Source organism: Thalassobacterium sedimentorum, assembly GCF_031127905.1.
In the GTDB taxonomy this organism is placed as follows: domain Bacteria; phylum Verrucomicrobiota; class Verrucomicrobiia; order Opitutales; family Coraliomargaritaceae; genus Thalassobacterium; species Thalassobacterium sedimentorum.
This window is the reverse complement of record NZ_JARXIC010000022.1, coordinates 14,101-30,896: the sequence shown is the minus strand read 5'-3', so window position 1 is coordinate 30,896 and position 16,796 is coordinate 14,101. Positions and strand designations below refer to the sequence as shown.

Sequence of the window (16,796 nt, the reverse complement as noted above, 5' to 3'; positions counted from 1 at the left end):
CCTTTTACCGCCTGGAAGCTCGCCAAAAATAGAAGCAAAGGTAGACAGGTATCACTTTCAAGCCAGTCAAAGCAACTTACTTTCTCCAAACAGGTTAGTCGACACTACAGTAAGATCGCAGCCAGTAATTAAAGTTAACTTACCGCTGAAAATTTGTGTGCACTGATTTGGCGCCGCAATGCGAATCATGCGGCGGCTTGTCCATAATCACAGCCCTCGCCCACGCAGCGGACGCTGCCCTGCGCTTGCGGGCAGCGTCTGACTACAATGACATCACTAATTTAAAGAAGCGGGCATCGCCGGCGGGCACGCCTAGCACCAGTGTGTGGGCGTCACCGACGCGGTTGTAGTTCACCGATGTGGGCGTGACGGACCTGAGGTTGCCGAGCTCGTCAGACTGTATGAGCTTGAACTGAATGGAGTCGCTATACGCGCCGGGCCATTCCCATGTAAGTGTCACTTCGTTCGTAGCGCTCATGTGGATGCGGATGTCTGGCGCGCTGAGGTCTTCGATTGCCGCGGCAGGCAGATCACTGGAGTCGGTGGGATTGTGGCCACCGAGGAATTTCTGCAAAAGACTGTAGCCGCTGCCATCGACACTTGCAAAGGGATCGTGTCCGCCCTCGCCGAGCCAGAAGAGCTCCCAGTTATCATCCAAGAGGTTCCCGTCGCTATCGTTGGCGACGAGTTCGGGCATTTCGACGATTTGAAAGCTCCGCACTTCCAAGGCAGTGCCTGCGCAAGCTGTAAAGTCGTCGCGGAGCACGCCGTATACGCGAATCTGGGTCTCTGGTAATAGATCGATACTTTTACTGGAGATGTAGCGTTCCCCGTAGGCATCGAAGAGTGCATATTGCTGCGCAAATGCGTTGCGAGCAAGGAAGCAGCCGTCGGCGTTGGCCTCTTCGACGGTTAACTCGTAGAGCTGCACGTCGTCGTAAACAAAGCTCGCTGCGAGGCCTTGCCCTTCGGCTAGCGCGGGGCCGATCGCGTCCAACTGGAGGCTGAGTGTGTCTAACAGTTCGGAGGAGACTGCTTGCTCGCGTAAGACTGCGCGCAGTAGGTCTACGGGGCCCTGCCCGGTGATGTGGGCCACTTGTGCATCAGTATAGCTCTGATAGACTTCGCGGCAGAAATAAGTCCACTCCACCCAGTTAATCGCGACAGCTGCCGCAGCGCTGTAGCTGGCTTCAATCTGTAGACCGTCCCAGAGTTCATCCACTGAGAACTCGGGCTCGCCATTGCTTTCGTCCATCAAAGTGGCGATCTCGGACAGTGAGGTCCAACGGTCATCGCCAGTGCGATTGGGAAAGAGTGTCAACTGCGCATCGGATGGTAGATAGGCCTGCGACTTAAAGTATTGCTCGAATGCATACTCCATCGCGATTGCAAAGGCGGTATCATCGACCTGCAAGCTGAGTTCGCGGATCGTCTGCTCACCTGCAGTGTAATCGCCCAGTTCATCCAGCCAATCGCTGGCCGCGTCGGAGAGTGATCCGCCAGTATAGCTGGCATCGATCTCAAATAGCTCGCTACGATCCAGTGGCAAAAGCTTCAGCTGCTCAAAGCCGCTGGGCTCGGCCACTCCCTCGGAGAGAATTAAATAGCGTGCTTCTGTGGAGACTGCGATGACGCCTTCAGGATATACCAGCGGCACTTGATCAAAGACGGCAAAGCGGCTGCCTTCCGCAACGGATGCCTGGCCGAGGCGCGCCCCCGTCAAGCGATCGACATAGCCGGTCGATCCGGTAAACCAAGGCTCCTTGGCTAGGTTGCGACTGACCACTTGCAAAGTTTCGTAATAGCCCCGATTGAGTTCAGAATCCTCGGCGGGCATTTCGGTGGGATCTGTTATCGAAGTCTTGGCCAGTAGTTCATCCAAATCGCTGGCAGCATCGCCATCGGAATCTCCGGTGCCAAATGGATCGCCTCCCAATGCCATTTGCACATAATCGGGGATGCCATCGCCATTGCTATCCCGGTTGAATGCGGAGAGCGTGAAATTGTAGTTGACCGTTTTAATCGGGCTTTTATCTCCACTCGCAGTCTGAATGTAATAGGAGAGACTGACTTGTTCCCCGCTCGGGTAGAAGGGACTGCTATAGCTCTGCCAGGCTTCGTCCTCACTGCCGCGATAATACAATTCTGTATTTTCCGGGAAGCTGGCCTCAATGAGTGCCAACTGATCGTAAGTGCCGGGCTTGGGACTCCAGCTCGCGAACAAGGCTGAAAATTCTTCTCCGCTGAGATTGAGCGCATATACGCTGGCACTGGAGTTGATTTGATTGGTTAAAACACTGTTGGTTTCATCGCCTGCATAGGAACTGGATTGATAACTTTTCTGTAAGCCGTTCTCCGCGCCCCAATCGGCCCAAGTGTCATAGGTCACACTTCCCGGATATAAGATGGGCTCTGAGGCCCAGGCAATATCTCCCCAAGCAGAGAGCCACCCGAGCAAACGTGCGTTTGAAGAACCGAGTGGAGACGCATCAAAGAAAAATAGATTTGGGCGCTTCTGCTTGCTCGCATCAACGCTGAAGCCATCCATGGGCACTTGACCGGTAAAGAGCGATTTGAGGCCGCCGCTGCCATCGGAGCCGAAGAGTTCATATTGATCGGTCACCCCGCCCTTTCCGCTGAAAATCAGCAAGCGATCGCCCCCCATAGAGACGACTCCGGTGAGCGCACCACTGAGGTTGCTCATGGTCAATTGATCGACAATGCTCTCATCAGCTAAGTCCAGCAGATCGATTTGATTGCTGCCCACATATTGCACAGCCACCAGCAGCTGTCCATCCAACACGAGGCGTGTCGCCATTTGTATCGGCGATCCTAGATCATAAGCCAGTGGTGGCGTTAGTTGCCATTCCCCTGCCACTTCCTTGATCACGTAGAGGTATAAATTGGTATCATTGAGAGCATAACAGAGCAGTTGATTGGCATACCCGTCTTGTAAAAAGTCCCCATAGATCAATTGCCCGGCTGTTGGGAAATTTTCTGAGTTCAGGAGTTTTAGCCCATTTTTAATCGGCTCTCGTAAGGAGACTTGCCCCTCGGAGATCATAGCGACCAGCGCATTGCTTCCATCAAAGACTTGGTTCGGATCGATTGGAAAGGTGAGCGAACGCTCAAAGGCAGGCATAGCAATCGGAAGCGAGACTTCATAGGCGGTCTCCATTCCAGTTACCAACAGCTCATGCTGAATAGCATTCGGCGGGCTATTGAGCCCGGATTGAACCAGCACCATCGGCTCGTATTGCTCCTGATCCGGTGCCGCAGGGAAGCTCAATGCTGCCTCGGGACCGACGCCCACAATTTTGAAATTAAACTCCCCCTCATAACCGCCGCTATAGTAAGTTTTGATTCGATTGCTGAGCGCTTTGGGTAGCATCAACTGGGTGGAATACGATTCCAACAACAAGGAGAGTGTGGAGACAGGTGCATCCATGCGCTCTCCGGTCTGCCAATACGGTTCGCTGATAAAGCCGTCACTGGTAGAATCATAAGACTCGTAAGAGCGCACCAATCCGGTGGCTTTATCGACAATCATCATTTGAGCGCTATAGCCAAAATCCCCTGCGGGTAGGTCGACCAACCATTCGTCCTTCGTCTCATAGACTAAGGGCACCAAGCCCTGCCCCATCAATGTTGTCGCAGAGATCCAGGCCAAACTTGTGAGCGCTAAAACACGTTTAAACATAACAATATTCCTTATCTTAAAATGACTCTATTGAATCGTAATGGTATTGAGTGGTAGCACTGTTTCGATCTCGCCACGCTCAGTGAAAAAGACCATCAGGTATTGGTAAGTCCCTCCAAATTGCACCGGTGTAAAATCACGCATGTAGAGATGATGCGTCGGGCCGTTGCCACTATACGTATCGACGAGTTCAGCAAATACATAGGGGTCCCGAATTCGTGAGACTTCGATCACATCGCCCCCAGTCTTTCCGATATCATAAATGACGCCGCCTTCGTAGGCGATCTCACGCATCATTGGTGACACTTGCTCTACATTTTTGCTCGGCTCCCGCACGAGAGGCGCATCGACTCGATAGCGATACAATGCAAAGGGGAAAATCGACTTTGTCACATCGCTCTGACCAGCCCTGCGCTCAATGATCCGATGCGCGGTGTAAGCCACCGGATCTCCGGGCGGTGTCAGAAATGTCGGAAAATCCGCGTCTAAATTGGCCTGTTTATCGTATTGAATCACTTCATCCAGTTCTTCATCCACCAGGCGATACGCTCCGATCCGCAGTGCCGGCATTGGCCCGTTCACGTCGTCTCGTAGGATTTCCATTCCAAATTCGCTGGTAAACATGGCTTCCAAATTCTCCTCCAGCAGTCCGGGCAGATCCCGATCGGGCCAGGCAACATTGGGCCCATTGTCCGAGCCGCCCTGCGTCCATGCGATCGACTGCAGATTACTGAAAGGTCCGGTTAAGCGTGAATCCAAGCCCTCGGCGGAAACGGCACGCACCAGAAAGCTGTAAACCTTGTTTGGATCCAATTCCAAATCGACGCTAAACTCTGGCGCAGTCTGCCCAAACACAGTCGCCAAACGACGTGTTTGGTAAATATAATATGTGCGGGCATCATTTTGAATATGACGTGCCCCGAACTCGGTCAGCTCACTGAGCGCATCCCCCACATCACCGGGACTGACGGCATCGTCACTCGCAATCCACAATTCAAATTTATCCACGGCTTCTGGTGGGCAATACCAGGTCAGCCGTGCCATCGATTGCCCGTTCGATCCGGAATAGAGCTCTGGTTGCGCTAGCAGCGGCGCGGGATATTCGCGAATAAATTCGATACACTCATCCACCGGCACTAAAGCACTGGCGTTGCCATGTTCGTCAAAGACCTGCAGGAAATAGCAGATCGTATACATCGGCGCATTGGGCAAGGCATAGTCGGCATATTCGAAATCAGCCAAATCAGTAAACAAGTCCTCGGTCTGCCCTTGTTGTATCAAAGACAGGTCCCCGTTATTGATGCGACGATACAACTTATACTCACGCGCCCGCTCTGGCATGAATAATTCGAGCGTTGGCTTGGCCAGTAGCCCTCCGGGCGCGCTAGTGTCTACCACGATGTGTGGGCCACAATTCCGGTCATCGGTCAAAATTTCGATATGACTCAGCTCATACAGATACTCCACGCCATAGTAGGCACTGTTGGGGTTCACATCGCCGAGGGTTAACAAGGCTGTATTGCTAATATTGCCAAAGCGGTCCCCACCGTGAACGTTGACTCGCACCTCGTTGCGCACTGCTGCGGGTTGATAATCGAAAATCACGAGATTCTCACCTTCGGCGAAATAACGTCTCTCAAGATCGATGGGGTCTAACTCGGTATTCTTGCCGAAATTGATATTTACACTCGCCCATTCAATGTCCGGATTCGAACGAGTGACCGCGATGCGAATGATGGGCTTGGCACTCAGGTCATCCGGATTTCGCTGAAATAACTCTGTGCCCTTTCCTTCTATCTCTAAGCTTAAGCAACGCGTGGTGATGCTGCCACTCGGATCTTCCAAAGGACGACGGTCCCGCAAGACACCGTAAGCTGAAGCGCTATTGGCGCTCATGTTACCACCACAAGCACTGTTATCTTCCACCCGCACGGTGTAGAAATAGGTGCGCCCCGCATCATCAGCCATGTTCGGTGCGTCCGGATTTAGTGGCGATGAAGTATCGATCCAGCTCCTCCACTCTTTGCTGGTATCGTGATCGATCGGGCCCGCCACTAAGTTGGCCAGTGGGTTGGCTGACTTTTCCAGTATCTCCTGTGGGCTGTCCCAGCGGTAGATGTAATATTTATAATTGTCGAGAGGCTCCTCACCGTCGAACTCGAGCTGGCGCCACTGCACTTCAAGCTGTTGCTCTCCTCCGTAGGCTTGAATTTCGGCAGGATTGGTCGAAGCCACGAAATGATTGCGCACTTTAACTTCATCAATTGGCAGCGGTGGTTTTTGATCACAAATTTTAACATAGTGCCCGTCAGACAACTCACCGGGACGACGCAAGAGATCTTGCGCTCCGGCAAAATAATAGAACTCGTCCCCATCGCCGAAGGTATCTTCAGCGCCGGGCTCGAAGCGGTCATCGTCATCAGCGGTGAAGAAGGTCTCGCTATCGCTGAGATCTTCAGACTCGGCCTCGCTTAAATCCGTCACCGGCATGATTGGATACACATTTGTTTGCACTAGCATACCCGCCTCCAGCAGCATGCGCGCATCCGCGACCGACGGGGCCGGGCATACAGGGTCCCCCTCACTCACCCAGCCAAGACCAATCGCATCCGCCTTAGCGAGGCGATACACATTATATCCAATCGCCAACAGTGACTGCTGACGCAAGTCCTCAGGTGTATGCCAACGCAATCGCACATTTAAGTGTCCGCGTGGATCGTTCTCGTAAGTCGTTTCTGAAATAGGAAAAGGCACATCCACCGGCTTGCCAGGCGCAGGTAGCGGCGGATAGCCCAAGCTCGGACTCGCGGCGCTCAAGTCCATTAAGACACGGCCCACCACATCCTCCGGCTCACGCGAGCTTGGGTTCCACTCGCGCAGCTCCCATGTGACTAGCGGCTGGTTCAATTCACCGAAGTAAGCGAGACCCAACACGCAATTGATGCCAGGGTGTAAGCGTCCGAGAAAGTATAGGCCTTCAAATAGCGATGGATTGGCCTGTGCACTCCGCACCGCAATCGATACCTTTTCCGCCAGGTCGGGCTCGCCGCCAGTCGCCCCTAAAGTCGAGATGTCGACATCTTCGAAATAGCCATCCACCCGCTGTTCCAGCATCGCGAAATCCTCATCCACCTTTTCAGATGCCTTCAAAATTGAACGAATGGTTCTAGGGTCGGTCTGCAGTTGGATCACCGCACGCAGTTGAAACGGCGCAGCGGTCGCGAAATCCGCCGCTTTTTCATAAATTGCATACGGGCGGCCAATCACCGCTTCAGCTTCTTGAGACTGCAAGACCATATAGCCAAAGTCAGCCCCGTTGGCATCACGGCCAGTCGTTCCGAGTGTGAAGGTCAGCTGCTCCAGATCTTGGGCAAAGGAAGCCAGCGGCCAGGCAGACACAGTAGCCAGTAGCAGAGAACAAACTAAGCGGCGTAGTATAATTGCGAACATAAGAAATTTGATTTTAAAATTAAAAATTCGGATGTGAGCTACAGATCGACGCTCCACTTGCTATCGTATTTGACCTTGGCAGTCTTCGAGAACTTGAGACAGAGCGGACACGGCCCCGCTTTGCCCTGCAGGCGCCCGCGGCCATTGAAGCGGAACTCACCGCCATCCTTCACGCCCACCAGACTGACATCTCCCCGAATCGAGACCGCACAGAGTGCTTCACCACTCGCTCCGACTAGCATTCGTCCACCAAAGACAGGTCCATCGACGAAGTAAAAGACGCCGGCTCCGATGCCTGCCGACACGCGGAACATACAACTGGCCGGAATGCCCAACGCAGCCTCACTGATCGGAATCCATGCCTCCCCATAGGCATACGCGCCGAGGAATTCCCCATCGCCGAGCACCTCACCTGCGAGCGGATCAATCAGTAAGATGGGGTCCGCGCTGCACGACTTCCCGAGGAAGATCCCTCCGGAGGCCTCATAACTACTGATAATCATGCCGGCCCCTGCAGCGATGTAATTTTCATGCAGGCCAAAGGCGACCGCTGCTTTCAGATCGAATATAGTAAAGGCCTCAAAGCCAAGCTCGCCGCCGGTCATTTGAAAAGACCCAGCGAGCCCCGCCGGATAGACCGGCAGATCCGCTCCAGCAGCGTAGATCATACTAAACTTGGCCCCCACATCAGCCCGCATGCCCGGCGAAATCCATTCCAGTGGAATATCCAAAGCTCCCATCGAGACTTCGGTCAACTTATCACCAGAATCGCCGCCACAACTGCCGGGCGCATCGCTATCGAGCTGTAAATACTCCATATATCCACGAAACTGCAAGGGCTCCGGCACTTGCCACTCAAAGCTACCGTCCAAGCGCAAACGTGTGAGTGCGTCGCCACGGAAGTGAGCCAAGCCATCGATTTGCCCCGAGCCCACGGTATCGCTCAAATCGCTCAGCATCGGATTTATTTCCTTCTCCAACTCGACGACCGTCTCCGAAATTAACTCACGGATGATCACATTCACCTCGGCAAATACATTGTCGATGGTGTTTTCGACCGTGCCATTGAGATCGTATAGATACTGCTTCAGCGTATACTGAATCTTTTTCACGAAGGGCGCTGCACCGACCTCATCGACTAGCTTTTGCCGCAATAAAGCTGTCACCTCTTCGCGAGGATACTCCTCGAAGGGGTTCGGAATCTGCTCCAGTTGCTCTGTCGGGTAGAGCCGCGCATACTCTGCTTCCAACTCGTCGAGGAATTCGTCTGCCGTCGCGCGAACTTCCATCGCCACTCCCTTGATTTCCATTTCGGCTTCATCCAGAATCGCGGTCAACGCATCGTGAATCTCCCCCGCCTCTGCGAGTTTCCCTCGGATCATGGTGACTTCTTCACGCAGGTCATTCACGATTTTTTCGATTTCAGCCAAGGTCGGTTCGGCTTCGGCTAAAAGCTCATCCAATTGTTGTTGGATCGCAGTCTCGCCTTCGGTCAATTGCTCGGCAATCGCCGCTCCCAGTGGGTCCTCAACCAGTTCACCGATCAGGGCGGTCACAATATTGACCACCACATCGCGCTTCCCGTCACCGTTCTTACTTAAGATGCCCGGCACGATACGCTCGATGTCAACCTCCGGCAGATCGATTTCGATACCGTTTTGTGTCACATACAGCTGCCCCGTAATGGCAACCAGTGTTTGCTCCAATTTGGCGAGGCGCTTATCGATTTCCTGCACAATACCAAAGGGAGCGTCCAATTTTCCACGAAGTAAATCTAACTGCGCGAATAATATGCCACTATCCGGATTGTCGGGATCATAGACATACTGATCCAGTAAGGGGTCGGCGTAAGTCGTCCGATAATCACTAAACAAATCTGGCCCATTATTCTGCGCAATCGCTAGAGCCGCTTCAAATTCGGCCCCCAATTCATCATACAAGGGGTCCAGCACTAGATCATCGATCCGATCAAACAACTCCGCATAAAAGGTATCGATGCGATCGTTTAACATCTCAGCCACGCCATCGATGCCCCCTGCGATCGAGTTCACGATCTCCTCCTGCGCGCCTTCGATGAAGGCTTGGCCCGCACCGAGTTGATCCTCGGCCACAGAGAACAGCATGTTCGATAGATTCAACTGCGGCAGCCCGTCATATTGCACACCAAAGGATACCTCGATGTGCTCCGCACTTAAGTAGTCCACCGAGTGCTCGATATTGAGCACCATCAAATTGTCATTCTGCGGGCTATACGAGCGGTAGTAACGCGAGGAAGTGTTCCACTTCAACGGGTATTCAAAATCCAATACGCCAAAGAAGCTCTGTAAGGCCAGCGGTGTGTAGGCACTCGGATCGGCTGAAGAAGGACGGCGGTAGTCATCGTAACTGCTCAAGTCTGCGGCGGAAGCAGTCGGCCAGCCGATGTTACCACCGTCAAACTCAGCATGCGTAAAATAGGAGGCTCCCGCCTCAGTCCACCCCTGGGTGGGCCAGCCTCCCACCACATCGTATTGCACGCTGCTATCCGCATCTGCACTGGTCATGACTTGCACCAAGACATCGACAAAGAAAGGCACGTCTTGAGTCGCCGCAAAGGTCGCAAAGCCCCGCTCGGCCGGACCTTCGGCGTGATCATTAAAATAAAGCGCGCTCACCGGTGTCATGGTGTAGCTCGCCTCACCGCTCGGCCCATCCAGTTCCAATTGAGCGGGCAACAAGAAGCGCGAGTCCACTGGATAGCCGTCCGCAGCAGCGGCGATTTCGCCATCGGGGAAGAAACCCATCTCGCCAAATAATACAGCATCCACATGGGCAACCTCGGTCGTCAGCCCCATCGCAAGAATCGGATCACCGGTGCGCAGGCAAACATCATCCCCCACTGGTGCTAAAAAGCGCATGGTTTTCGGCTCAAAGGCACCATTCCAATACTCCAGTGTTTTCTCACCAAGATCTCTAGGGTCCAACTCGGCCTCCTCTAGTTCCCCCACACAGGATAATGAAAGCTCTAAGAACGATTGGCTGAAATTCGCAGGTTCCGGCACCGACAAGCTACCATTGGTCTGGCTCTCGTGGTTTTCACTATCCAGAAAAGACAACCCGTAGTTATCGAGTTTAAATGGATAGCCATAAATCGTGAGACTAGAATCAAAGCTATCATCTTGCGCTTCATGCACCCCACTCACCCCTGCAGGACGCACATAATATTTGGCATTTACATCAGGGGTAAAAGCAAAATCAGGGATCGACGCATCCGGCCGGCCAATACGACTGTAGCCCTCCAAATCAGAAAAATCCGAAACACGGAAATTCAGGCCGGGATAATCCCCCACACCTAGCAAATACTCGTTCGTTCCGAAACGCTCATGCTGCATAAGGTCACGGTCATACCCCGCCAACAAAAGCACGCTGGGGCTGTGATCAAAATCGTATTTCGAAGTCGCCGGAGACGAATTCCACACATCAGACAGGCCCATAAGTGCGTGCCCGGCGATCAAAAACTGGCCGCGGTCAAAAGCACCCGTGCGATGCGCATAGAGTTCCTCGCCGTTCCCCTTCGTTTCCAAATAGCCCCAGTCCAGGCCTTCTTTGAGTAAGTCCCCGGAGCCTGACAAGCCACCATCGGGAGTGAACGACAACTGACTGCCATCAGCGATCCAAGTCAACAACTCGCTAGGTGGCTGGCCCAAGCCACAAAACGCATCCGGGCAACTCTGATGGTAGTCCATACGCACGGCTTGCACCCCACGCAGCAGACTCTGGGATGGATCGATCAAACTATCGACTTGGAAAATATCGCCCGTGCCCGTCCAGCGTAAGAGCCCCGACATCGGAAAGTGCGGCGAAAACTCCCCCGCACTCAAACTCAGCTGACTACTCACCAAGGCCAATCCGTTGAAATCAGCACGAATCTGCACCTTCCCCACCACTGAAGTCGCATAACGATAATACTGCTCATTGGACGGCTTCACCGCCATAGAGACCGCTTCCAAATCTCCCGAGTGCGCTTCCAATGCGTCCAAGGCATCCGCTTGATTGTAGACCACATCCACCGGATTCACACTAATTTCTCCCAAGGCCGGGTCGAAGGAGATTTGATCAAATTCGATCCCATAAGGCCGCCCCTCTTGGTGTAACCAGGTTCGACCACTGGGCGTAGCCTGAAATGACTCCATGGGATTAAATAAATTATCCAGCGCCACCGGCCCAGGCATGGGGATCAAATCCAACAAGCGCTTTTGATTGAGCAAGATATCATCTTTAGTATAGCCCAGCCCTGTCGGCAAAAATAACGTGATCGCCGTAGTCGGCGAACCATCCAACTGCTCACCGGAAACCGGCCCCGAAGGCGTCAATTTTAGACTTTGATAGCCAAACTTAATATCGCCCGCTGCTTTAATCACATCGTCAAATTCGACATCTGCAACTGTGCCCAGCGCCACCTCTCCCACTTGCACAGAGGCACGCCCATCCGACATCAAACGGACCTCGCTCAGCTGTTCATCGTTACCGAACTGGTAAATGTCCCAAGAACTGACACTGCCCGAGTTATTGGTCACTTGCAGCCAGGTATTGACGTAATTAATCCCACCAACGGAAGCGGTGGGCGTATTCGACACCTCCGTAAAGGTGGTCGCCAGACCATTAAATTCCAGATCGCCACTAAAATGCAGCAAACGATGCGACATACTCTGTTTCTGCCCCGCAATCACAGGATCTTCACCCGCCTCTTCAATATGCGCCGCCGTAACCCGCACGTAAAAATGATCGTTCACAGAATCCAGTTGCTCCAGCGGTTCGATATCAATCGTGAAGGCATGATTATACAAATAACTGGGATATAAAATCCCACTGGCATAGTGCACGGTGTAGCGCAGCATCGAAACTGTCTGACGACTCTCATTAGATGCCGTCGCCACCACCTCATCGGTCACTCCATTGACGAGCTCATAACTCAACACAAACTCAACATCGTCTGAGCCATTCGATGCAGAATAGCCATCGTAGCGATAGATATTTCCGATGACATCCACTTGAAAAGTCTGCTGCGTCTCGCTGGTGCGAATCGCGAATAGACGCTGCCATTCAACCTCATCGTAGTCGAACAAGACATTTAAAGCAGCATCCGAGCTCTGCGTATTCACGAAATGAAAAAACTGCGAAGACGAACTGTCCATAGGCGAGTTCACAGCCTGTAAGCGCGGGAACGCCCCAGTCCCCATTCGATACAACTGTGCTCGTATGTAATAACGCTTATTCACATCCAACTGCGCTTCCGGCTCGATGCTATAACTAAAGGTCACCGGCGTCACTGTCGCCGTCGTGCGTTCGCCGATCGACTCATCCTGTGACTGGAGCACGGCCCCCTCGTCGTCCAGCAACTGCAAACGCATCGTAAACACATTGGTGCCCAAGACAAAACCACTCCGGCGGCTAAAAGAAACGTCCACCTCGACCTCGATCGTATCGTCATAGGAACGCGATGCGTAGAGCACAGTGTCCGCACTCAACTCCACCCGTTCGATGGTCCCATAAGTATAAGTGTTTTGGATCTGCCCGAACACCCCCGGTGCAGATATGGAAAAAAGAAGGCAAAGAAAAGGAAGGAGACGTAGTCGGCACATAACTAAATCGTTCATAGCAAAGAACTAGGAACGCCGAGACGGCCTAGCTGGTCTAAAAGTAAGGAGTCTTATTTATTTAATAAATAAAACTTATTCACCCCACCTAGCCGAAACACCTCATACGAGTCCAGTTCAAAGAGCGTTCAAAACTAACGTTTAGCTAGAATATTACAAAAACGATCCACCTGTTTTCCTAGTGATAGTGAGCATAAGTCTCCCCTTCGCTCCCCTATGCTCCCCCTAGGCTTTTGGTTTCTCAAATAGATAACTGGCCCAAACCAATCCTTCACGATGCCACTTATCGGCGTCATGCCACGTTTGTTGCTGAATAAAACCTGCATGCTGAGCGAGTTCTAACACGCGGTCTTCTGAGAGTTCCGCGTAAAAACGATTATATTCGTCGCGCCCTTGCGCATTCAAACCGGTACGACCAGAAGAAACCGTCAGCAGAAGTCGTCCCTCAGGTTTCAACATTGCATACATTTGCTCTAAGGCCAAGGGCTGCTGATCATAGGCAATATGCATCAAAACGGCACTACAAAAGATGCCCATATAATGTGACTGCCAACTCTCAAACAGTTCTGTATCAGCCATAGGTAAGGATCCCTGCCAAATCCGCCCCTGCAAACGAGGAAAGTGCTTAAGCGCCGTCTGCATTAACATCAGCGAAGGCTCCACACCGCGTACGTCATACCCTGCATCCAAAAACCGCGACATGTCGACTCCACTGCCGACTCCAATGTCCAGAATCTGCCATCGATGACCGAAGGCTAATTTAAGGCGCTCGACGGGCACGCGTTCTCCTGATCGATAACGCGCTGCAAATACGGCGGCATGTGTATCGTAGGCTTCAATTGTTTTGGGGTCCATGGCTACTTCGCGATTACTTCAGATTATCACGTTGGTAGGTAGAATGCTAATGTATAAACACATGCGAATCAGCAATTGTGGTTGCAAACAACACGGACTAGCCGTGAGCCACTTTTCGCTGTGTAATCATGTGAGCGATCTACCTATGTGATTGTAAAAATAAAGCATTAGAATTACTTAATTAAAAACGTAACAGAATAAGCAAAACAATCCGAACTGCAAGATATTTGATCACATTAAATACGATAGCCATCAACATGCGTACAGTAACATCATGAACTATTATCAATTCGTAAAAAAGTTGAGCTGACTCTCATCACGCGTCCTCCACATTGTACGCAAAACGACCGAGCGTCACCACTCGGTCGTTCGAAAACTTCTAGTCGAAGCCTGCCAAAACGCGGCTGCAATATGATTAATGCTTAAAGTGACGCTTGCCGGTGAAGACCATCACCATATTACGCTCGTCAGCGGCAGCAATCACTTCGTCGTCGCGCACGGAGCCACCGGGCTGAATCGCAGCCACGGCACCGGCTTCGGCTGCGGCGATTAGGCCGTCGGCAAAGGGGAAGAAGGCGTCGGAGGCCACGATGGAACCTTCAAGTGGTAGCCCGGCTTCGCCCGCTTTCCAAACGGCGATCTTAGAGCTATCGACACGCGACATTTGCCCCGCGCCGACGCCTAGGGTGCGTTCGCAACCTGCGTAAACGATGGCGTTGGACTTGACGTGCTTGACGACGTTCCAACCGAAGATCATGGCTCGCATCTCTTCGTCGCTAGGCTGACGTTTGGAAACGATCTTCCAGTCGCTGGGACGATCGGGCATGGTGTCGCGGTCTTGCATCAGAACACCACCGACCACCGAGCGCATCTCTTGCAGGGAATCTGCCGGCAGGCTGCCCTTTACAGTCATCAGGCGCAGATTCTTCTTCTTAGCAAAGATTTCGCGTGCGGCTGGCGTAAAGTCAGGCGCGATGATGACTTCACAGAAGATCTTACTAATGATCGCAGCGAGGTCGGCATCCATGGTCTGATTAACTACGATGATGCCACCGAAAGGAGCTTGTTGGTCGGTCACAAAGGCTTGCTCCCAGGCTTCCACAAGTGTTTCGGCCGAAGCGACACCACATGGATTCGTGTGCTTGAGGATGGCAACGGTAGGCTTTTGGAATTCGCCGATCAGGTATGTGGCGGCGGTGATATCGATGATATTGTTAAAGCTGAGCTCCTTGCCTTGTAGCTGCTCAAAGCAATCAAAGAAGTTGCCGTAAAGTGCAGCCTTTTGGTGTGGGTTTTCACCGTAGCGTAGGCTTTGCACCTGTGGTAGTTGCAAATCCAACTTGGCAGGGATGCCGGAAATTTCACCGAGATCGGGGGCTTCCGCGACCTGCGCTTCGAGATAGGCGGCAATGGCACCATCGTAAGACGATGTGCGTTGGAAGACCTTGAGCGCTAGCTCGCGGCGTAGTTTGAGCAGCGCGGCTTCGTCGCCCATAGCTGCGAGCACGCGATCGTAATCAGCGGCATCGACCACCACAGAGACGGAGGCGTGGTTCTTAGCCGCGGAACGCAGCATGGAGGGACCACCGATATCGATGTTCTCGATTGCGAGCTCGAAAGTGACGTCGGGCTTGGCAACAGTCTCTTCGAAGGGGTAAAGATTCACCACTACGAGATCGATCATTTCAATGCCGTGCTCTGCAGCTGCGGCCATGTGGTCCTCTTTGTCGCGGCGCGCCAATAGTCCACCGTGGATCTTAGGGTGCAGTGTCTTGACACGCCCTTCCATCATTTCCGGGAAGCCAGTGTAGTCACTGACCTCGGTGACAGGGATGCCCTCTTGCTCAAGCAACTTTGCGGTGCCACCAGTGGAAAGCAGGCGGTAGCCGTGTTGCTCAACCAGAGCTTTAGCGAAGGGCACAAGGCCTGATTTATCGCTGACGGAGAGGAGTGCGTTTTTTTGCATAATATGACGAGTTGATTAGAAAATAGAAAGTGAAGCAGCGGATTAAAGGGCCTATGTGAGATTCGCCAAGCGTTTTAGAAAAAAAGAACCACGATCTCAACACTGAACCCGGAATCAAAAAAAGCGCTCCGAAATTCGGAGCGCTTAAAAAATGGCAGGCTCACAGGGATTTGAACCCCGACAAACGGTACCAAAAACCGTTGTGCTACCATTACACCATGAGCCTAATGAAAAATATACTAAGTGAAGAACAATACCTGTGAACAAGTAGCGCAAATCAAAAAAAAGCGCTCCGCGAAACGGAGCGTAATAAAGTGGCAGGCTCACAGGGATTTGAACCCCGACAAACGGTACCAAAAACCGTTGTGCTACCATTACACCATGAGCCTAATGAAGACCGGGAGAGTAGAAATCATCCTGCACTCGTCAAGCCCTCTATTCATTTTTTTTAAAGCAGTTTCTGAGGGCTAAAAATGGGACTTGATGTTGACCTATTAAATACAAAGCCAGAATCTATCCACCACTTAAAACTAGGCGGCAAGTGCCTGATTTATCATGAATACAACGATTTTACTCATACTCACACCATTCATTACGGCTGGCATCGGCTGGCTAACCAACTGGGTCGCGATCCAGATGCTCTTTCACCCGCGGGTGCCCATGCGTGTCTTTTTTTGGAAGTGGCAGGGCTTAATTCCACGTCGCCAGCAGCAATTAGCAATAGAATCCGCTGAAATCATTGAGCGTGAAATCCTACAGCAGCACATGATTTTGCACGAAATCCGAAAAATTGAGTTAGGGCCTTACCTGGAAGAAGCTGCCCATAAAGTAGTCTGGGACCGCATCGGCCCTCAACTTAGAGCAATTCCACTGCTAGGTAGCTTTATCAATGATAGCACACTAGCCAAATTTGAAGTCATTGCCGCAGCCTCGATGAAAGAAGAAGCAGGCCCTCTCATGGAAAAAGTCGCCACACAATTTGAAGCTTCGGTAAATCTCAAGCAAATGATTGAAGACAATATCGCAGCCTTTGATCTCGATCGCCTGGAAAGTATAGTCAACCAAGTCGCAAAAAGAGAGTTCAAGACGATTGAGCGCCTAGGCGCGGTGCTGGGATTTATCATCGGCTGCCTACAAGTCACACTCTTCTGGGCCACAGGATCACTCGCATAATAGAGCCTAGCTTGTG

General features: G+C 52.3%; 6 protein-coding genes and 2 tRNA genes. 1 reads left to right on the top strand and 7 read right to left on the bottom strand.

Annotated features, from left to right (window positions below):
* Positions 1-262: 262 nt before the first annotated feature.
* The 7 genes from QEH59_RS12860 to QEH59_RS12830 form a co-directional block, all read right to left on the bottom strand.
* Positions 263-3,700: a hypothetical protein gene (locus tag QEH59_RS12860; protein ID WP_308985782.1), complete on the bottom strand. Its 3,438-nt coding sequence runs from the start codon at positions 3,698-3,700 to the stop codon at positions 263-265.
* 27 nt (positions 3,701-3,727) lie between these two features.
* Complete coding sequence (locus QEH59_RS12855) at positions 3,728-7,150, bottom strand: hypothetical protein (protein WP_308985781.1); 3,423 nt, start codon at positions 7,148-7,150, stop codon at positions 3,728-3,730.
* A 38-nt stretch (positions 7,151-7,188) separates the two neighbouring features.
* Positions 7,189-12,786 (bottom strand): hypothetical protein, encoded by a 5,598-nt coding sequence (locus QEH59_RS12850; protein WP_308985780.1) that lies wholly within the window; start codon positions 12,784-12,786, stop codon positions 7,189-7,191.
* Between the two features lie 225 nt (positions 12,787-13,011).
* The gene (locus tag QEH59_RS12845; protein ID WP_308985779.1) at positions 13,012-13,641 is read right to left on the bottom strand and encodes a class I SAM-dependent methyltransferase; all 630 of its coding nucleotides are present in this window, start codon (positions 13,639-13,641) and stop codon (positions 13,012-13,014) included.
* Between the two features lie 415 nt (positions 13,642-14,056).
* Positions 14,057-15,607 carry a bifunctional phosphoribosylaminoimidazolecarboxamide formyltransferase/IMP cyclohydrolase gene (gene purH / locus QEH59_RS12840; protein ID WP_308985778.1) on the bottom strand — a complete coding sequence of 517 codons (1,551 nt, stop codon included), beginning with the start codon at positions 15,605-15,607 and terminating at the stop codon, positions 14,057-14,059.
* 152 nt (positions 15,608-15,759) lie between these two features.
* A tRNA-Gln gene (locus QEH59_RS12835) sits at positions 15,760-15,833 on the bottom strand.
* Positions 15,834-15,922: 89 nt separating this feature from the next.
* Positions 15,923-15,996, bottom strand: a tRNA-Gln gene (locus QEH59_RS12830).
* Between the two features lie 166 nt (positions 15,997-16,162).
* Here QEH59_RS12830 and QEH59_RS12825 point away from each other — a divergent pair.
* Positions 16,163-16,780 (top strand): DUF445 domain-containing protein, encoded by a 618-nt coding sequence (locus QEH59_RS12825; RefSeq protein ID WP_308985777.1) that lies wholly within the window; start codon positions 16,163-16,165, stop codon positions 16,778-16,780.
* Positions 16,781-16,796 lie beyond the last annotated feature (16 nt).